This is a genomic window from Gammaproteobacteria bacterium (assembly GCA_021647245.1).
Lineage (GTDB): Bacteria > Pseudomonadota > Gammaproteobacteria > RBG-16-57-12 > RBG-16-57-12 > JAFLJP01.
In genome coordinates, this window is record JAKIVC010000012.1 from 20661 (window position 1) to 41304 (window position 20644).

13 protein-coding genes are annotated in these 20644 nt (G+C 49.8%); 2 read left to right on the top strand and 11 right to left on the bottom strand.

All coding sequences use genetic code 11. From position 1 onward, the window contains the following. Positions 1–12: 12 nt before the first annotated feature. From L3J94_04880 to L3J94_04920, 9 genes are all read right to left on the bottom strand, one after another. The gene (locus tag L3J94_04880) at positions 13–1596 is read right to left on the bottom strand and encodes a hypothetical protein (GenBank protein MCF6218088.1); all 1584 of its coding nucleotides are present in this window, start codon (positions 1594–1596) and stop codon (positions 13–15) included. Between the two features lie 194 nt (positions 1597–1790). Then, complete coding sequence (locus L3J94_04885; GenBank protein ID MCF6218089.1) at positions 1791–2453, bottom strand: polysaccharide export protein; 663 nt, start codon at positions 2451–2453, stop codon at positions 1791–1793. A gap of 60 nt (positions 2454–2513) precedes the next feature. Continuing rightward, a complete protein-coding gene (gene prsT, locus L3J94_04890) occupies positions 2514–5387 on the bottom strand; it encodes a PEP-CTERM system TPR-repeat protein PrsT (GenBank protein ID MCF6218090.1) in 2874 nt (957 codons plus the stop codon). Then, positions 5341–6882 (bottom strand): EpsI family protein, encoded by a 1542-nt coding sequence (locus L3J94_04895; protein MCF6218091.1) that lies wholly within the window; start codon positions 6880–6882, stop codon positions 5341–5343. The genes prsT and L3J94_04895 overlap by 47 nt, the downstream gene beginning before the upstream one ends. A 37-nt stretch (positions 6883–6919) precedes the next feature. Beyond that, positions 6920–8230, bottom strand: coding sequence for a PEP-CTERM-box response regulator transcription factor (prsR, locus tag L3J94_04900; GenBank protein ID MCF6218092.1), 1311 nt, complete (start codon positions 8228–8230; stop codon positions 6920–6922). A gap of 98 nt (positions 8231–8328) precedes the next feature. Beyond that, positions 8329–10374 carry a PEP-CTERM system histidine kinase PrsK gene (prsK, locus tag L3J94_04905; protein MCF6218093.1) on the bottom strand — a complete coding sequence of 682 codons (2046 nt, stop codon included), beginning with the start codon at positions 10372–10374 and terminating at the stop codon, positions 8329–8331. Positions 10375–10412: 38 nt separating this feature from the next. Beyond that, on the bottom strand, positions 10413–11816 hold the full coding sequence (locus L3J94_04910; GenBank protein ID MCF6218094.1) for a TIGR03013 family PEP-CTERM/XrtA system glycosyltransferase: 1404 nt from the start codon (positions 11814–11816) through the stop codon (positions 10413–10415). 385 nt (positions 11817–12201) lie between these two features. After that, positions 12202–13152, bottom strand: coding sequence for an NAD-dependent epimerase/dehydratase family protein (locus L3J94_04915; protein ID MCF6218095.1), 951 nt, complete (start codon positions 13150–13152; stop codon positions 12202–12204). 131 nt (positions 13153–13283) lie between these two features. Next, positions 13284–14798, bottom strand: coding sequence for an FMN-binding glutamate synthase family protein (locus tag L3J94_04920; GenBank protein MCF6218096.1), 1515 nt, complete (start codon positions 14796–14798; stop codon positions 13284–13286). A gap of 197 nt (positions 14799–14995) precedes the next feature. On the opposite strand from L3J94_04920, the gene lexA reads away from it, so the two are divergent. Both lexA and L3J94_04930 read left to right on the top strand, forming a co-directional pair. Next, positions 14996–15601, top strand: a complete 606-nt coding sequence (gene lexA, locus L3J94_04925; protein MCF6218097.1) for a transcriptional repressor LexA — start codon at positions 14996–14998, stop codon at positions 15599–15601. A gap of 39 nt (positions 15602–15640) precedes the next feature. After that, a complete protein-coding gene (locus L3J94_04930; GenBank protein MCF6218098.1) occupies positions 15641–16831 on the top strand; it encodes a DNA polymerase IV in 1191 nt (396 codons plus the stop codon). Positions 16832–16843: 12 nt separating this feature from the next. Here L3J94_04930 and L3J94_04935 read toward each other — a convergent pair whose 3' ends face one another. Together L3J94_04935 and L3J94_04940 are read right to left on the bottom strand one after the other, a co-directional pair. Next, the gene (locus tag L3J94_04935) at positions 16844–18610 is read right to left on the bottom strand and encodes a long-chain fatty acid--CoA ligase (protein MCF6218099.1); all 1767 of its coding nucleotides are present in this window, start codon (positions 18608–18610) and stop codon (positions 16844–16846) included. A gap of 10 nt (positions 18611–18620) precedes the next feature. After that, on the bottom strand, positions 18621–20642 hold the full coding sequence (locus L3J94_04940) for a 3-hydroxyacyl-CoA dehydrogenase NAD-binding domain-containing protein (GenBank protein MCF6218100.1): 2022 nt from the start codon (positions 20640–20642) through the stop codon (positions 18621–18623). Between the last annotated feature and the right edge of the window lie 2 nt (positions 20643–20644).

Here is a 20644-nt window from a genome sequence, read left to right on the forward strand (position 1 = left end):
CTATACCATCAATTATGATGAAATATTCAAATACACCATGGCGGCTGAAAGCAGACCCGCCTCAAAAGCGATCACCATAAAATACACGAGTAAAAAGAGTGCTACCAACGTAAAAAATGTGAACATTTTAACTTTTCGGGTTCTCAGTTGTGCGGGTGTTTTAAAGAGTGAAACACCACCCAACACTGGTAGCCCGGTGACCGCTCTTAACGATTGGACCGAATTAAATTGCGGCCTTAACTGAGCATCAAGAAAAATTATTCCACAGATAAATGCCAAACCACCCAGCATCACAGCGGTTATAAGCAGCGGACGGTTCGGGCCCACAGGTATAACCGGTTCGCGCGGAGGATCAATAACACGTACATGCACCTGATCAGAGCTAAGCTCAGCCTCACGTGAAATCATCGCTGCCTCACGCCGTGACACTAACGCTTCGTAGTTACTCTTGTTAACATCATAGTCACGATTCAGCTTGGCCAGCTCAGCCTCCACCATGGGAATGGTGTCGACATGCTCTTTGAATTTATTTACATGGCGCGAATATTCGGCAACACGCACTCTTAAGCCTGAGACCTCGGCCTCAACACGACTCAACTCAACTCTCAACTCCTGATAAACCGGATCAGCGGTATACATTGCAACGCTCACAGACTGCCCCTCTTTAGCCGCTGCTTTACTGGCAGCCACTTGTGACTCCAGAAGTGCAATATTTTCACGCAGAACAAGAATATCCGGATGAGACTCTGTGTAATTAAATGTCAACTCATCCAAGCGCATCCGCATAGCACTCAGCCGCTGCTCAAGGGGGGTCTCTGCCACCGCAATCATTGAGTGCTGGCTTCGTGATTCAATCACCGACTTCTCCTGATCCAACTCTGTTCTCAGGTCATCACGTCGTCGCGTTGCCTCTCTCAGATCCAGACGAGCACGGCTTAAGTTATTTTCAGCCCCTTCCAGCTGCCGAAAATACCCACCCGCCTCGGTCGGCATTAAACCGATATTCTCCCGTTTGAATGTTTTTAGCGCACTTTCAGCCTCAATCAACTTTTTCTCATAAACAGAGATCTGTGTTTCGAGAAACTTATGCGCCAATTCGGCATCACCACGACTACTTTTTAGCATCGAGTTCATGAATGTTTCAAGTAGTGACTCGACTACCCGCTTAGCTAAGCGGGGGGCTTTGTCAGAGTAGGAGATCACATAGATATTTTCCCGCTCACTCCCATTGATCTTTATTTTATTTCTCAGATCCACGATGATTCTCTCAAACTCCTCAGGTGAGTTAGCCCGAAGATCAAGGTCGACCAACCTGGCCACGATCTCAAGATTAGTACGACTAAGCAGTGTCCTGCGGGCCAGATCCAGCTGCTCTTCACTACTGCCCTGTCCATCAACAGCCAGGCCTTCAAGTAGCGGCCCAAGGACTGACTGAGTATCCAGGTATATTTTCACTTTTGATTCATAAACATTTGGCATGAAGTGCACCACTGGCCAGCCGACCATACTGATACCCATCACCACCCACAACACCAGCCATCTTTTACGCCAAAAAAGATAGCCAATCGATAAAGCTTGCTTTAACTGCTCATTCATTTATTGAAAAAACCCACTAATTACAAAGATCCAACCGCAATCCATAATGCAATAAAGCTCACTTTTCATGAGCCGACACTACACAACATCCTTAACCCACAAAATACTGATCACGGACCATCGAGTGCCCGCAATACTGCAACAAATTTCTTATCTTTGGCTGCCCGACTCACAAATTTCACTAAAAATCCGCATCAAAAATATGATTCTGGGATAATGACGATATCACCCGCTTTTAGAACCTTGTTTTTGCTTATATCGCCTTTTTCCATTAAATCTTCGAGTTTCAATGCTATCTTCTGCTGCTCTCCATTATGATCACGAATCAACACCGCCCGATTACCCGCAGAGAACTCAGTCAGACCACCGACCTCAATTAATACATCCAGCAGTGTCATCTCTTTTCTATACGGTAACGCCCTCGGCTCTGCCGCCTGACCGATCACTCTGACTTGATGTGAATAGGCTGTCCCAAACCCTGTCACCATCACCGTTACTTTCGGGAACTTAATATAAGACTGCAACAGCGCCTCAATCTGGCGAGAGGTCGCAGTAGTGGTAACGCCTACAACCGGCAGATCGTCAACCAGCGGAATAGATATATAGCCATCTGGGCGAACCGGCACCGTTACCGACAGCTCTGGATTGCGCCAAACAAATATATTAAGCATGTCGCCGACTTGAACCGTGTATTTCAAGTCATCCAGCTCATCGCCCTCTTCAGGCAAGGCCATCTCACTAAGAGATACCGGAGTCCCTTTTTTTTCTGCCTGCACCGAATTGTATTGAGCCGCGGCGTTACACCCCACCAACAAAAGCGTACTCAAGCATCCCACAATAACAACTGCCAATCTCATAGCACATTAATCCTTATTCATAATACCCAGCCATTTTCGCCACAGAGGCAGCAGGCTATTTTAGTTCAATCTTTTCATCAGTTTTTCCGCATCACTGCGCGCCATGAAGCTACCCTTTTTTTCCAACGCTTCTGTCAAAAGTCTCTTTGCTTCGGAGTGCTTATTGGCCTTTGCTAACACCGCTGCATAGTGGTATTTAATATCTGAGCTATCCGGCATAAGGGCGTAGGCTTGGGACAACAGACTCTCCGCCTTCACATCGTCACCTGACTTAAACAACAGCCATCCATAAGTATCCATGACATTAGCATCATCTCCTTTTAGTTCGTATGCCTTGGTTGCAGCTGTTTTCCCTCGCTCAATATCCCCCAACTCCAAATGAACCCAGGCAAGATTATTGTAGACCAGGTAATCATCTGGGCTGTTCAGCAGAATATCGTTGTACAAGTGCAAGGTTTTTTCGTATTTTCCACGGTTGAGATAATCCGATGCGATCATCTTCTTAACATTCACATCGCTTGGGTTTTTATCGACCCATAGCTCAAGCTCCGCAACGGCATCCTGTCGATTTAATTTCAGTTTAACCTGGTATAACTTGACGACCAGCACCTGACTCAGACCGATTTTTTTTGCGCTATTATAGGCCGACAGCGCTTGCTGAAACTCCCCCTGAGCGGCATAAAAATCACCTTTCAGTATATATCCACCCGCTCTATCAGGGTGCGCTGCAATCAGCTTGTCTGCATATTTATGAGCCATACGAAAGTTTCCTGATGTGGCTTCGGCAACGGCCATCATCACAATAACTTGTTCATTGCGCGGGTCGATTCTATTTGCCCGTTCGAGTGAGTTGAGTGCGACCGCCTCATTACCCAGTTGAAGGTGTACTTGTGCATGCATCAACAGAGAAGCTACAGCGTCATCCTCTTTCACAAGCTGGTTAAGAACGCTTACCGCATCATTAAGCCGTCCTGACTGAATATATAGCTGGCTTATCAACACTTTTGCGGAAGTCGAATCTTCTGCCTTATCCAGTATCTGATTTAAGTAGCTCTCAGCCGTCTCAGGCTTGCCGTTGCGTAAGTAGTGCCTTGCCAGCAACATGCGAGGCATCACCGCCTTGTCGTCAAGACGTATCAGCTTCTCCATCAACTTAAGCGCATCACTCTCACGTCCGAGTTGTACATAGATCTGCGCAAGGCCAATCGCTGTACGTTCATTTCCCTGCTCCAGCGAGTGTGCTTTTTCAAAATAGTCCCGTGCCTTTTCGAGCTTGCCATCCCGATACTCCAGCTCAGCCATGGAAGAGAAAAGCAGCACGGAGGGCTCGACATTATCCAAAGCTTGCTGCAGCTCTTTGCGGGCCAGGTCGAAATCGCCCTTTGTCATATAGACCTTAGCAATGGCGATATAACCATTGGGTTGCGCCGGATGCTCTTTTATCGCTTTTCTGGAGAGATCAATAACTTTGGGGAAATTACCCTTTTGCAGGTAAGCGGCCACCAGCGCCATCTGCTCATTCAAATCACTATTATTACCCCCAGCCAGTAACGCGATAACATCATCCGCATTACCTCCCGAAAGGTAGGCCATTGCCAGCTCTGAGCGCAGTGAACTGCTCTCAGGTGAAGAGGGTAGAATTTTATCTATATACTCCTTTCCAAGCTGGTAATTACCGCTGCGAATTGCGGCGGTACTAATCAGGGTGATCAACTGCTGGTCATCTGCATTATTGGCGATTCCCTTGCTTAGAATTTCATAAGCCTCTTCAGGCTGCTGAAGCATCAAGCGGGTCGCGCCCAACAGCTTGCGGGGAAACAGGTTATCGGGATCAATAGCCATATATTGACTTAAATATCTATTTGCCTGCTCAAAACTACCCAACACATACTTAACCGCCCCCATTAGCAGCAGTGATGGTTTATGATCGGAAGATATTGACAACAGCTTTTCCAGATAGTCTTCTGCCAGGGCATACTCTTTTTGCTCGTAGGCAATCATGCTTCGGAGGTAGAGGCTGTTAGGGTTTCGGTCGTTGGATGCAAGCAGCTGCTCAACATGCTTTAGAGCACCACTATAATTTTTTTCTGCTAGATTTGCCCGCACCAAACCATTCAGCGCCTGATGCTTATACAGCGTCATCACCTCCTTAAAGGCGCTATCAACCACTCGCTCATAAGTAGATTTCGCGGCAGGGAAGTCTCCACGTTTCATCGCAAGGTCAGCCCTGAAAAGCAGCGCCTCCGGGTCTTTATCATTCACCGACAGCGCCTTATCAAGGCTAACCTCGGCCAGCTCAACATCACCTGACATCAACACTTTTTTTGCCTGTAGAACATGAGCCGACACGGCATCTGGATTTTTTTGTAGTGCCTTGTCCGCAAGCTCAGAACCTGCCTCCAGCTCACCCAGGGAGAAATGTGCTTTCGCTTGGATTACATACAGTTCAGCCTGCGATCGATCACTCATTGCTTCCGTTGGGGCGAAGTCCCGGAGTATTTTTTTATACTTTCCTTGCAGAAGCAGTGCTTGCCCCTGATTAACCAGTAGTGTTTCATCGCCTGGCTTCAGACGCAGTGCTCGACCAAGCTCTTTTTCAGCACCTGCGGCATCACCCATCGCAAGATAGATTTCACCCAGTGCGGAGCGAGCAGCCACATCATCAGGAGCAGCAATCAGCGCGTTTTTATATGCAATAATTGCCGGCTCTATTTTACCACTCTGATAATACTGAAGCGCCTGTTCAACAAACGCTTTACTATCCGTCGGCTCACTTGAACACGAGGCAAGCAGGGCCATGGAAAATGCCATAACAATAATGTTGAGTGACCGCTTGCCAGCAAGCCTCTTTCCGCTGTAATAATCCATCACTCTCCCCTGCCGCTTTTTACCCATTAGCCTTCGATCCACTCGCCAGCCCGTCCACAAAGCCATTTAAACCCGCATTCGCCTCCTCGTAAAAAGAGGAGAGCACGCTTCTAGCTTCATCGGGATGAACATCATAGCCAGCAGAAATTATAATCAACGCCCCGTCAGAGCGACCAGTCAAAATACCAAACACTTCGAATAGCTTTGCCTGATATTTTTCTGCGCTAACCCGGCCACCGATTCTGTACCAATACCAAGCTAACCGTTCGCCTCCCGCGCCGGAACGGATGGTAACCTCTTTTACATGGCCAGACAACAGTGAGTAATCCTTTTCAGACGTTAGCTGGGACCAGTTTTCACCATCTACGATGTGATTAGCATAATCGATAAGACTTGCCTCAGGTTTTGATGATGAGTAATAAGCCACCGCGGCCTGCACATCTGAAGTCGCACCCTGGTAAACCGTGCCAATGGTGAAATCTGCCCCTTTATAATCCGGCAGCACCAGCTGTTCAGGTGACTCAGAAAGTGTTGCCCAGCCTGCAATATCCGGCATTTCTGCATTACTGAGAGGCATTGAGATATTGCTGCGCAGGTAGTCAGATAGTGCTGGCGGAGCAATCAGCAATACCAAAGCTAGCGAAAGCACAGCAACCTTAGTCGGCTGCGACGTGAACAGTGCATTAGTAATTACTGGCGCCGTTTTCTGCTCTGTTTCAGCAGGCACCACATCCCACTTAGCAAGATATTTGTAACCGAACCAGTAGAGCAGAGCCACCATCACCAAAAAGATATACCAGCCTAGATTGGCGTGATCATGAATATAGGGGTGCTCCATTTGCGTCAAATGCCCGGCATAAATAACCACGAACACCCGCAGCCAATTAGCGAGCAGTGATGCCATCAAAAACAGCAAGACGTACAGCAACCTGATTTTAAAGCTGTAAAAATTCAGATAAGAGAAGAGCGTTGAAAGAGCAAAAGCGACCAGGAAGTAGCGAAGCCCACTACACGCCTCAAGTACCGCAAAACTGCCCTCGGGAATCGTCAATAGGTAGCCATCTCTGATCACTGGAATACCCGCCAACATAAGCATCTGATGCACAGCATGCACTGTAATGACCTGAAACGGCATTTGTAACGGCAGCCAAACCGGTGTTGCAAAGAAGATAAACAACATCGCAAACAGCAGCTCTTTGGTGATGCTATAGCCAAGAGCAAACCAGACAAACAGCATCATTATCAACAGAGCACTGAGCACCTGTACCAGGTTGACATCCACCAGTGAGCCCAGTAACCAAAAAAAGCCAACGAAGGGAATAATAATAACCGGCCGAATATCCAGTCGCGGTTGCATACGGGGGAGAGAGTGCCGTTTATCCCACACAAGAAACAGGACCACTGCAATAATTAACCAACCGTGGGCATATTCACCTTCAACATCATTCCACAATGCAAACAGACGACTAAAGGTATCCCAATATGAGTAGAGTATGGCTCCACAACCGACCAGCAGCAGCGAGAGCGCACTCTTCCATTGAATTTTAGCTTCATACTTCATGCGATTAAATCCTTGATCGCGCTATTCTGCACATTATCTACGCATCTCTCATTTTATATTTATCCAGCAAATCATATAGTGTTGGACGGCTCACACCCAACATCTCCGCCGCTTGCGATATATTTTCATTGCAGGTCGTCATCGCCTGCTGCAAAGCAGCAAGCTCTGCCTTTTCTCGAACTTGGCGCAGATTCAACAAAGCAGCAGGTGCCGCTTCCGATGCGATTAACTCAAGGTCATCACAGGTAATCGATACACCATCAGCCATGATCACCGCACGCTTAACACGATTCTCTAACTCACGCACGTTGCCTTTCCATGCGTGCTGTTCAATGCCCTGTATTGCATCCGTAGAAAAAGCCCTGACGGTGCTTCCCATCTCATGGGCATATTTCGTCAAGAAGTGGCGCGCCAACACCACTGCGTCACCTGATCGATCCCGTAACGCCGGGATTTTCACTGTGATTTCTGAAATACGGTAATAGAGATCCTCTCTAAATCCACCCGCTGAAATCAACTGCTCAATATTTTGATGTGTCGCACAAACCACCCGGACATCGACGGAAATCTCTTTCCGTCCGCCGACTCGCTCAACGATTCTCTCCTGCAAAAAACGTAACATTTTGGTTTGCAGCAGCGGCGGCATATCGCCAATCTCATCTAGAAAAAGTGTACCGCCATCCGCATGTTCGATCTTGCCAATAGTCTGCTTTGCAGCACCGGTAAAAGCACCCTTCTCATAGCCGAACAGCTCGCTTTCAAGCAGATTTTCGGGGATTGCCGCACAGTTGATCGCCACGAAGCGCTCACCCGCACGAGGACTCAGATCATGCAGCGCCTTGGCAATCAGCTCTTTTCCGGTGCCACTCTCACCTAAAACCAGCACCGTTGCACTGGTCGGTGCAATTTTTTCAATAACTTTACAGGTCTTTTGCATCTCGGGACTGGCGGATATAATACCGTATAGCGCACCCTTACCCATGCTACTCAGTAGTCGGTTCTCTTTTTCCAAGGCATAAACGTGAAATGCCCGGCTTACAATCAGCGTCAAAATATCCAGGTCAATCGGCTTTTGGTAAAAATCAAACGCCCCCATGGAAATCGCCTTCACCGCATTTGATCGATCATCATTCCCGGTCACCACAATTACTTTGGTATGAGGGGCCAGCGAGGTGATCTCTTCGAGAGTGGCCAAACCTTCGCTTGCATTTTCTGGGTCAGGTGGCAGCCCTAAATCCAGCAAAACCACACACGGTTCATGGCGCCTTAAGGCCGCAACACCCTCCGCACGATTGCCGGCAATGATCACATCATAGGAGTCAAGCCCCCATTTAAGCTGACTCTGCATTCCGGGATCATCTTCGATCACCACAAGTTTTTGCAATTTTTTCACTTGGTTACTCAACAGCCACACCTATCCTTGCCGTATATATAAAATTTCCGTAGTCACCCACTGATCTCAATGGGCAAATCAAATTCAAAAACCGTGCCCTGGCCCAGGTCACTCTTCACCACAACCTTTCCACCTATATTTTGAATGTACTCTTTTGCCTCATAAACGCCAATTCCCATCCCGGCATTACCCTTGGTGGTATCAAAAGGCTTGAACAGACGGTCACGGATAAACGCCTGCGTCATCCCGCAGCCGGTATCGCTTACACTGATAATCGCCCTGCCGTTTTCAACCCGAAGCATCAACTCAACCCTACCAGACTCCGGCGTTGCCTCCTGCGCATTTTGCACCAAATGAATCAGCACCGCCTCCAGGCGCTCTCTGTCTGCAAGAACACTAGGGATCTCACCACATTTATTGACCAGCACGGGAGGAGGCTTACTCTCCTGCCTCGCACCACAGACCGCCTCCAGGCAATCAAGCAAATCCACCCGGTCATTATTGGCGGAGACCATCATGCTTCGGTCTTTTCTCAACTGTAAGAGCATCCGACTCATTTTATTTGCCGCATTATCAACTGTTAGCAGTGCTGATTCAATAAACTCAGGGTTATTTTTATGCTTTTCCGCATTTTTCACCACTAATGAGAGCTGTGACACTACATTTTTCAAATCATGAACCACATAGGCCGACAGGCGATTAAACGCTTCAAACTGTTTAGCATCATGCAGCTCTTGAGACAAGCCCATCAGCGCCAGATAACCCGCAGCCTGTTGAGCCACTGTTTTTAGCAAATCACGATCCTCCCAGTTAAACGCCCTGTCAGCCCGGGGTTGATTCAGCCCGAGAATGGCCAGCGGCTTCCCCTGGTGAACGATAGGAACCAACAGCCTTATGGTCGCATCACCCAGCAACCACTCTGGCAGCATCAACCACTCATATCGCTCCGCGTTATCTCTATATTCACGCACATCCACCACCCAGCCGCTCTCCTCCAAAAAAGCCACTAGGTTACCCTGATCATGGTCACTCAGCTTAGGCAGTAGCTCATGGTTCAGCGCGACAGTATTGAGATACTCATCTCCCTCCTTCGTCCAGATCAAGCCGCCTGTGCTGTCAATAATATTGGCGATTGATAGGATTATTCGCTCTTCAAGGGGGGTATTGTTTTCCAACTCTGAAAATGAATCTGAAAAGCGCAACCACTCATCACGGTAGTCGTATTTATAATCAAAAAAATGTTTACTTACATAGACTTTAATCAGCGCCCTCACTTGCCCTGAAAAGACCAAAACCAGTAAAGCCAACAATGCAACGCTGAGAAATACAATCTGGAACAGCGCCCCCCACTCGCCACCTGAAAACTGCAGATAGTATCCAATCGCCGACATCAGCAGCAAATAGACCCCAATACCGATCAAGCTCACACTGTGAAATGCGATATGGTGAGAGATCACAACCTTGCTCTTTCGATTGGTGATCCGGTGGATTGAGACCCACATTAACGGTATTAGCAGAAGAATAAAGGCAGGGCGTGCATTCCACAGATACTGGTCGAGATTGGCACTCAGCAGCGATGAAGAGTAGAGCGCGATATCGTAGACAAACTGCACTGCGATAACAATGGCTAACAGCTTGATCGCCCAGCGAAGCTCCGCATCCGCATTACGCAACAGCTGCTCCACCAAAACCAGCCCGGCAACTGATAGCAGCAGGTACTCATAGGACCAGAGCGTCACCAGCACCGCACGGTTCTCACCAGCCAAGCGCAGGGAGAAGTAGATATCTAGCGCCAGTAGAGAGAGGAAGAGCGCAATAAAAACCAGTGCGCCACGACGAAAAGCAGGCTCAAGATATGCCCACTTTAATGCTGGATTCAATAGGTAAATAAGCAGCCAGATCCATGACAGATCTCGAGCAAGCTCCAGGTAGTGCCACAAAAAACCAGGGCCAAAAGCAGATGCAGCGGCCCATAACGCAGTTATAAGCAGCGAAAATATAAAGCTAATCTTTACCGGGTGGCTACGGGCAAAGAACAGGGTAGCAAATGCAAAAACAGAGAAAACAACGCTGGCAATGACATACAGCAATCCAGTCATCGCTCAAGCCCATGCCAGGTCGTCGTCAACAAAGCCCATTAACGCGCCCCCCGTCCCCATAAGATGACCTCAGCGGTTTGAAAAATTATCGACAAATCCAGAAACAGGCTGTAGTTTTTCACATAATAGAGGTCATATTGTAATTTTTTCCTGGAGTCATCTTCAGAGGCGCCGTAGGGGTAACCAATTTGTGCCCATCCGGTGATACCGGGTTTCACCATGTGACGATCGTGAAAATAGGGGATATTTTCTGCCAACTTATCCACAAACTCCGGGCGCTCCGGACGCGGACCCACAAAGCTCATATCACCCCGCAGTACATTGAGTAATTGGGGAAGCTCATCAATACGCATTTTACGAATAAATCGGCCCACGGCTGTTATCCGGTCATCACCCTGGGTCGCCCACTGAGCACCATTTTTCTCGGCATCCATACGCATGCTGCGAAACTTTATCACCTCAAACGGCGCACCCTTTTCACCCACGCGCACCTGCTTATAGAAAATGGTACCGCGCCCTTTTGACTCGACCTGTATGGCGATAGCCGTTAACAGCATCACCGGCCAAACTACGAGCAGCATCGCCAAGCTAACGCCCAGATCCATACCGCGCTTAACCATCCCATTGAACAGCCCGGATTTAAATCCATCTGAATAGATCATCCAACTGGGGGTGATAATATCAAGGCGTAGCAGCCCCAGTTGACGCTCAAAAAATGTCGAGAGGTCGGTAATCTGAGTACCATACATTTTACACGCCAGCAGCTCATCAACCGGTAGTGATTTACGCCGATCCTGTATTGCCACAACCAGCTCATCGATAAAATGAGTCTCTACCAGCTCGGTTATTGAACCTTCAGCTTTCAAGATTTTTTCCGGCTTAACCAGCTCCTCCTCATTCGTGACATTGACAAAACCCACAATCGTACAGCCACGACAATCAGACTTGCGGCGTAATTTTGCCACCTCGACCGCATCCCGACCGGTGCCCAGCACTAAAACACGCCTATTCAAATATTTTTGGTCTGCAACCACGAAAAAAATCAGCCTAAAACAGAGCACGCCGATGAACGAAATTAAGATCGCAGTCCACACCACATCACCACCCAGCTCAATACTCGGCATAAGTGAAAAGATACCGTGCACCAATGCACCGCCAATCAGCATAGCGAGGATAATACGCAAAAGCAGATCACCCACCTTGCCGCTCAATCGACGCCGGTACAGCCCCATAGCCATCAATGAACTAAAGATCACCAGCAAAAATAGACTGGCATTTGAGAATGTTGGGTGCAACGTATGAATCGCAGCACTCGCCACGTCCCGCACCAGAAAGCTAAGGAAGGCATCTGCCAAATAGAGTGATGCCACCAGCAGTAACAACTCAACCACGCCCAGCAGCAATAGAGAAGTCGGAACATAGTGTTTAAATATTCTAACCATCCGGAATACTTGTCCTTTTTACTTAAAATTACATATAACGTCTAACCCCCGGGTAAAAGTACGCATGCTACGCAATCTCTTGACCCCACAGCAAAGCAAAAAATAGTCGCCGAACCTACGAGTGCGACTCCTATTTTATTTCACCGTGAAACCAAACGCTTACACATCATCTCGCACCTCTACCCAGAAATCAGGGGTAGCGGATTATCTTGATAAAAAATAAAATATAACCACTTACTTACTGCCAGGAGGCTGTCGGGCTTAGGTGATCGTAGCGAGGGAAAGCCATTTTGAGTCCATTTTTTTGATCGTTTGAGACGAATATTGAGCATATTCAACGAAAATGATCGGAGAAATGGGCCTGAATGGCTTTTCCGCAGTAGATTCACCCTAAGTCCGACAGCCTCCTAGAGGCCTCTGCACTACCCACTAATGACCTTATCCCCACCTGCAGAGGAGTATCAGGCACAATACCCAGCAGGTTCTCTAGCACTTCAGGCAAGGCCAGCGAGTGTCGAATATCTCCAGCCCTTGCTTTAGAAAAACTTTTTTCTACTGATTTACCGGCGGCCGCCTCAATCGCTCGGATCATTTCATTTAATGAGGTTGGCTTACCCGCACCGACATTAACCACATGTGCTGACAAGTCAGGTTTATTAATTGCTGCGGTTAATATTTTGACCAGATCTTTGACAAAAACAAAATCCCGCGTCTGCTCACCATCACCATAGATCGTTATGGGCTTGTTTTGAGAGATACGGCTGGTGAAGATACTGATAACCCCTGAGTAGGGTGAGTTGGGGTCCTGGCGTGGGCCATAAATATTGAAGAAGCGAAAAGCACAATATTTCAGGCCAAACTGGCGATGATAGAAATCAAGATAATATTCACCGGCCAACTTGTCAGCCGCGTAAGGGGTCATCGGTTTTTTTACGGTGGATTCAACAACCGGCAAGACTTCTGTATCACCATAGATGGCTGCTGACGATGCGTAGATTATCCGTTCAACCTGATTCTGGCGTGCCGCCTCCAATACGTTAAGAGTGCCATCAAAGTTGGTTTTATGGGTCTCCACCGGCTCATCAACAGAAGCTTGCACCGAAGCAACGGCGGCCAGATGAACAATAGCGTCAACACCTTGTGCACACTGATCAACTAATGCTGCATTGGCCACATCGCCATCAACCACCTCTAAGTGCGAACTCTTTGCTGGCAGGTTTTCATGCTTTCCCGTGGAGAAATTATCGAGAACACGCACAAACACCCCCTGCTCCAACAGCTCATCAACAAGATTTGAGCCGATAAACCCCGCACCACCTGTTACCAAAACTCGCATTCTAGTTCCTTTAAAGTCCCTGCCAAAACCATGCTGGCATTCATTAGTTTTTTTGTGTGTAATCCCACCGAAGAGAGCCTCATCCCACTAACCCGGATAATAAGCCTAAAAACCGGCCAAGCATAACAGAATTATTTTTTTTCATCCCGTTTAACCACCTCAGGATAGAGGGCATCCAGTGCAACCGAGCGACTATCCTCCATCACCATGCGTGCATGGGTGCGTCGCAACTGACGCGGCTCTTTTACACCACAGGAGTGCGCAATCATCCCCACTTCGTGCAACATATTTTCCACATAATATTTCACCCGCTCTGATTTCAACTCCGATACCAAACCACGTTGCAATTTAGGGTTGTGTGTTGCAATACCGGTTGGGCAGGTATTTTTATTGCACTGCAACGCCTGTACGCACCCCATGGAGAACATAAAACCTCGTGCAGAGGTCATAAAGTCTGCACCCATACAGAGCGCCCAAGCAAGGTCAGCGGGGGTAACCAGCTTACCGGAAACAATCACTTTCACCCGACCTCTCAGCCCATACTCATTCAGCTTATCCACCAGCGCTGGCAGGCTCTCTTTTATGGATAACCCCATGTAGTCGATCAGCGACATGGGGGCCGCCCCAGTACCGCCATCGGCACTATCAAGGGTGATAAAATCAGGTGCAGATGCTGGGCCTCGCACTACAATCTCTTCAAAAAACCGATCCAACCACTTCACATGCCCCAGCACCATTTTAAAACCTACCGGCTTGCCCGTAACACGGCGCACCCGGTCAATCATATCCAGCAACTCCCCATCACTGTTGATATCTTCGTGACGATTGGGACTGAGCGAATCCTGATCCTGGGGAATTCCCCGAATAGCCGCAATCTCTGGAGTGATTTTAGCGGCAGGGAGAATACCCCCTTTACCCGGCTTGGCCCCCTGGCTTAACTTTATTTCAAACATCCGCACCTGCTCAATGGCTGAAATCTCTCGTAATTTTTTATCACTCAGATTACCTTCGCCATCACGCACACCGTATTTGGCTGTGCCAATCTGAAATACCAGATCACAACCACTCTCCAGATGGTACGGAGAGATTGCACCCTCCCCCGTATTAAGCCAACAGTTAACCTTTAATGCACCGTATGAGAGCGCCTGCACCGCCGGCTTCGAGATCGCCCCGTAGCTCATACCTGAAATGTTAAACAGCGACTTCGCTGTGTATGGATACAGACAATCCGGGCCAATCGTTAACGCCGGGGTTGCCACGCTATCCCTATCCAGACCCGGAAAGGGGCAGTTGGCAAACAAAATGGTCCCTGGGGGGCGCAGATCACGGGTTGAGCCAAAGGCGACCGTATTGTCTATATTTTTTGCGGCGCGATACACCCATGAGCGCTGTGCACGATTAAAAGGCATCTCCTCCCGATCCATCGCAAAAAAATATTGGCGAAAAAACTCCCCCAAGTGCTCAAAAAAATAGCGGAAACGACCAATAACCGGGTAGTTCCGACGTATAGCATGGGTCTTTTGTGTGACATCAATAATATAGATAACCACCACCGCCAACAGACCCAGGCCAACAGCAAAAACAAACAGCGAAGAGAAAATATCCAGCACCAAAGTGGTCTGCTGCTTAAAACCATTGGAGATCATCGCACTACCCCTCTTTTTAACCACAAGCAAGGGCGATCATCGCACATTGAATCCATCACATGCTTATCCATAACCCATCACCTCTTCAAATGTACTTTGTGCGCCACTCACCCAGATACATTAGCGCCAGAAAAAAACAGCACTTGAAAGTTCTCTTAATGTTCTCTATCCTTCAAAAAACGATCAAGGGAAAGTCTATGCCCACACCACTCGAACAAAAAATAGTTCAAGCGCTGCGCCATTACATCGCCCAGCACGGCCAAGCCCCCACCCTGCAAGCCCTTGGGAAGCGCGTCGGCATCCACTCCAAAGGCACCGTTCACCGCTACGTCAACTCCCTTATTGACCAGGGACTGCTAACCCGTGACCCACACAAAGGGTGGCGAAGCATTTCTCTTACCCAAAGCAGCACTGGAGATCTGCACACTCTGCCACTCTTGGGGCGTATTGCCGCAGGCAAACCGATTGAAGCGATCCCTGACAACCACCAGCTCAACCTGATGACCCTCTTTGAGGGAGAGGGGCGATATGCGCTAAAGGTGCAAGGAGATTCGATGATGGATGCGGGTATTTTAAATGATGATTGGGTGGTTATCCTCAGCACCGCGCAAGCAGCGCAAGGAGAGATTATTGTGGCACTGATTGACAATGAAGAGGTGACACTCAAACGACTGGGTGCACGCAACAAAGAAGAGGTCACCCTCACGCCTGAAAACAGCACCCTGCAGCCGACCTGCTATTCAGCGGAGAGAGTGCAGATTCAGGGTGTTTTAATAGGCCAAATACGCCACTACCCGAGATAGAAGGTGGAGCACTCACTGTGGGACAGAGCCATTATCCTGATGGATATGAACGCTTTTTTTGCCGCCATCGAGCAACTCGACCACCCCGAGTGGCATGGTAGACCTATCGCCATCACGAATGGCCAGCTGGGCACCTGCATTATTACCAGCTCATATGAAGCACGCTCATTTGGCATCAAAACCGGCATGCGTTTGCGCGAAGCACGCAAGCTCTGCCCCCATTTGATTCAAGTGGCCTCACGACCAAGGCGCTACACAGCGGTCTCCACTGCCATTATGGCGGGGTTACAGGAGATCACCCCCGACATTGAAATATTCTCTGTGGATGAGGCATTTCTGGATGTCACGCATGTTCAAGCACTACACGGCCCACCCGGTCGCATTGCACGCATGGTTAAACTCGCCGTTTTTAAAGCCTCCGGATTACTCTGCTCGGTGGGTGTCAGTGGTGATAAAACCACCGCCAAGTATGCCGCAAAACAGCAAAAACCCAATGGGCTCACCCTTATCCCCCCTTCACTAACAGCACAACGATTGGCCAATGTGCCCGTCACAGAGCTTTGTGGCATTGGCAAGGGCATCGGGGCATTCCTGGCGCGCCACGGCGTGCACTATTGTGGTGACATGCAGCGCCTGCCAATCAGTGTTCTGGCGGAGCGCTATGGCAATGTGGGGCGGCGGATCTGGTCTATGTGTCAGGGCAAGGACCCCTCACCGGTACAAAGCAATATCGCAGCACCCAAAAGCATGGGGCACGGAAAAGTGATTCCACCTGATTCACGCAGCGGCCAGCTGATACTGACCTATCTGATGCATATGAGTGAAAAAGTAGCGGCACGCTTGCGACAACACCATATGGAGGCCATTCACTTCTGGATCGGCATTAAATCCAACCAGGGCTGGCTAGGCGAAAGGTGTCGTCTGGCTCAACCGGGCAGTGATGGTCGCTCATTGCAGGCGCTGTGCCACCAGGTGTTTCAGCGGCAGTGGCATGGACAGGGCATTTATCAGGTACAGGTCACCGCGCTAAACCCGCAGCCCGCACATCTGCAAATGGAGCTGTTTACAGAGCGCGACCCTCGCCGCTATGCGCTCAACCAAGTAATGGATTCTATTAATCAGCGTTATGGTGACTTCACTCTGGCACCAGCAAGGCTCTTGTCGCGCTCAAAGATGCCCGATGTTATTGCCCCTGCCTGGCAACCCAGCGGGCCGCGAAAAAGTGTATAAACCCAATCAATTTTAATGCCCCTGGTAGAGCACCTCCACTTGATCTGCGTAGTGCGCCATAATTCGCTTACGCTTTAGTTTCAGGGTCGGCGTGATCAAACCCTGTTCAATACTCCAGGGGACGAGCTCACAATGCGCCCGGCGAATTTGCGCATAACCAGGAAAGGCCTGTATCTGAGCGGTTACTCGAGCCAGCACCTCTGTTTCCAGCTTGCCATCATCCAGTGCTAACGCCAATTTTTCAAACTGCTCGGGATTCAAGACCGCCAGCAGACTGAGGTAAGGCTTGCCCTCGCCGATCACCATACATTGCTCGAACAGTGGGTCCATGGCAATCGCCATCTCCATATCAGCCGGTGGTACCTTCTCACCGTTAGAGAGCACGATAATCTCTTTCAAACGACCGGTTATGGTCACCACCCCGTCATCAATACGCGCCTTATCTCCAGTATGCAGCCACCCCTGCTCATCAATCATGTCACGGGTCGCCTGCGGGTTATTCCAGTAGCCTAACATCACGCAGTCACTGCGAGTCAGTAGCTCATCTTTCTCACCAATCATCACCTCGACACCCTCCAGTGGCTCACCCACACTCGAAGGGATGTTCTTCTCACCACGACAAACACTGATCACCGGGCTGGTTTCGGTTAACCCGTAACCCTGCCGCAAGTCGAGACCCAGGCCGATAAATGTTTTTGCCACATCGGGAGAGAGGGGTGCGCCACCACAAATTGCCAGGCGGAGCCGCCCGCCCAGTTTGGCCATAATTTTACTCGCAACCAGCTTATTCAATAGTGGCCAGGCAAGGAATGTCGGGCACCAGCCACCTCGCCCTTGGGCAAAGAGAAAGCGTCGCCAGCCCACATTCACTGCTGCGGCAAAGAGCTTACCGGCAAGTGAGGATTTCTCTGCCAATTGGGCGCTAATTTTGGCATAGACTCGCTCATAGATACGCGGCACTGAAACTAAAATGGTGGGATGGATGGTTTGCAAGTCTTCGGCCAGCAGCAAAACCGAACGGGCATAAGCGACCTCTGCGCCCACAATCATCGGAATGTAGTAACCCGCCATGCGCTCAAACATGTGCGACAGCGGCAAAAAGGAGAGAAACAGATCACTATGATCAAGGTCGGCGGCCGCTTCGCCACCAAAGGAGTTGAGCAGCAGGTTTTTATGGCTCAGCATCACCCCCTTAGGGCGACCCGTTGTTCCTGATGTATAGACAATCGTGCAGAGCTCATCGGGTTCAGCCCCTTCGGCCCGCATCGCCTCAGCATCATCCGGCAGCCACTCATCCAGTGAGATCAAGCGGGAAAAAGAGGCCGTGTTACGGCAAGGCATCACCGTCACGATGCGCAGCAAACCATCTAACTGGGCATGAATCGGTTGTAACTGCTGCCAATGTTCATCGCCGCCGCAAACCAGAATTTTGATCCCGGCATCCTGTAAGATAAATGCGATATTATCGGGGCGATCATTGGTATAAAAGGGCACAATCACCAGCCCTAAACCCATCACCGCCTGCTCACAACAGACCCAGGCTCGACTGTTATTCAGCATCACGGCTATACGATCTCCCCGCTGCAACGACTCTTTGCCCAGCGCGGCTTGCCAGCGGGCTACTTCGCGCCCCATATCAGCCCAGCTACTACCCCGCCACTGATCTGACTCTTGGTCGTACTCTCGATAGGCAGGCAGATCGGGGGTTCGCGCCACCCGCTCACGAAACAAGCCATCAAGGGTGGTTACTTCATCGCGTTTAATTGTCGTGTCGCTCATGATAACTCCTTTACCAGCGGGCATCCGGTGTGAAACGGTCGCCATGCCCTTGCTGTAGATGGTCTAAACGTTGTTTTAACTGATCACGGCCAGACTTGACGGTGTAGTTCATCGGCCCACCCCTAAATGGCGCAAAACCCGTACCAAAAATAATACCGGCATCCAGTAGATCTTCATCTTCAACCACCCCTTCACGCAAGCAGGCCATCGCCTCATTTACAAAGCGCAAAATCATGCGGTCAGTCAAATCGTCTGGCGGCGGGGTACCGGTGTCACTGGGCTTCACCGGCTTACCCTTCTTGTATTTATAAAAGCCTTCGCCACTCTTGCGCCCCAGTTGTCCGGCGGCCACCATGGTGCGAAGTTTTTCAGGCACCTCGCCCCCCAGCTCTTGAGAGAGTATTTCTGCCACATGCAGGCAAATATCAAGCCCCACCGTGTCTGCCAGCTCAATCGGCCCCATGGGCATACCAAATTTGGTTGCTGCCTGATCTATCAATACCGCGGGTACCCCTTCAGACTCCAGTATGACCGCTTCAATCAGGTAGGGCATCAATATCCGGTTAACCAAAAACCCAGGTGAGCTTTTAACCGGCAGCGGCAGGCGGCCAATCTGCTTGGTAAAGGCACAACCTGCATCGATCAGTGCTTCATTGGACTGCGCACCGCGCACAACCTCCACCAGCTGCATCTGTGCCACCGGGTTAAAAAAGTGCAGCCCGATTAAACGGGAAGGGTCTGTCAGTACACTGCTAATGGTCTCCAACGGAATGCTGGAAGTATTGGTTGCCAGCAACGCATCCGGCTTGGCCTTTGCTTCAACCTCTTTGAAAAGCTGTTGTTTCGCCTCTACATTCTCAAAAATGGCTTCGATAATCACATCCGCATCAGCAACGCCGCGCCCCTCAATATCGGGACGCAGACGATCCATTGCATCACGAATTTTAAGCGGATGCTTCAGCTTCTTTTTGTATAATTTGTATGCTCGCCCTATGGCACGGCCAATCACCTCATGACTACGATCTTGCAGTGTCACCTGAAGCCCCTGCATAGCACACCAGGCCGCAATATCGCCGCCCATCACGCCGCCGCCAATCACGTGCACCCGCTGTGCTTTAAAGTCACTGTTACTGCCCAGCCCTTTCATGCGCTCTTGCAGGAAAAAAACCCGGATCAGATTCTGTGCCGTGTCACCCATCACCAAACGAGCAACCGAAACCGCCTCCTCCTTCATCATCACTTGGGGATCAGAGGCGTACTTTTCCCACAGCTCGATGATGGCATAGGGGGCAGGATAGTGCTCCTGACGCGCCTTTTTTGCTAATTTTTTACGCATCATACTGGCCAGCAGTGGGCGCAGCAGCGCGCCACTCACCCACGCCTGCCACCCCTTGGCTTTTCTAGGTGGTGGTTTCTGTTGCAGCAGTTGAGTCGCGGCACTGAGCTTGTGCCGTTCGGGCACGGCATGATCAACCACCCCCACCTTGGCGGCGGCCTTTGCGCTCAAGGAGCGCCCAGTGAGCATCAGATCCATTGCCGCCGGTGCGCCAATAAGTGGCGGCAGACGTACCGTGCCACCAAACCCCGGATGAATACCCAGCTTAACCTCAGGCAGACCCAGCTTAGTTTTAGGGTCATCAATCGCAATGCGGTAGCGGCAAGCCAGCGCCAACTCCATGCCGCCACCCAGGCAAAAACCCTGGATCAGCGCCACCGTTGGGCAGTGCAGTGCTTCCAGACGATCAAATACCCCTTGAGCACGACGCACCAAGGCGAAGCCATCATCCTGATCTTTTAAGGTGGTAAACTCACTAATATCAGCGCCCGCAATAAAGCCACTGCTTTTAGCTGAGGTGATCACCACACCGGCAGGTTTATCATATTCAACCTCTTCGAGTAGCTCATCCAACTCTTCAATGACTGCTCGACAGAGTATGTTTGCTTTACTCTCCGCCCGATCAAGATAGAGCCAGGCAATATCATCACGCCCCTGCTCTTTACGCCAATGCTGGTAGACCTTTTTTTCGCCCATGA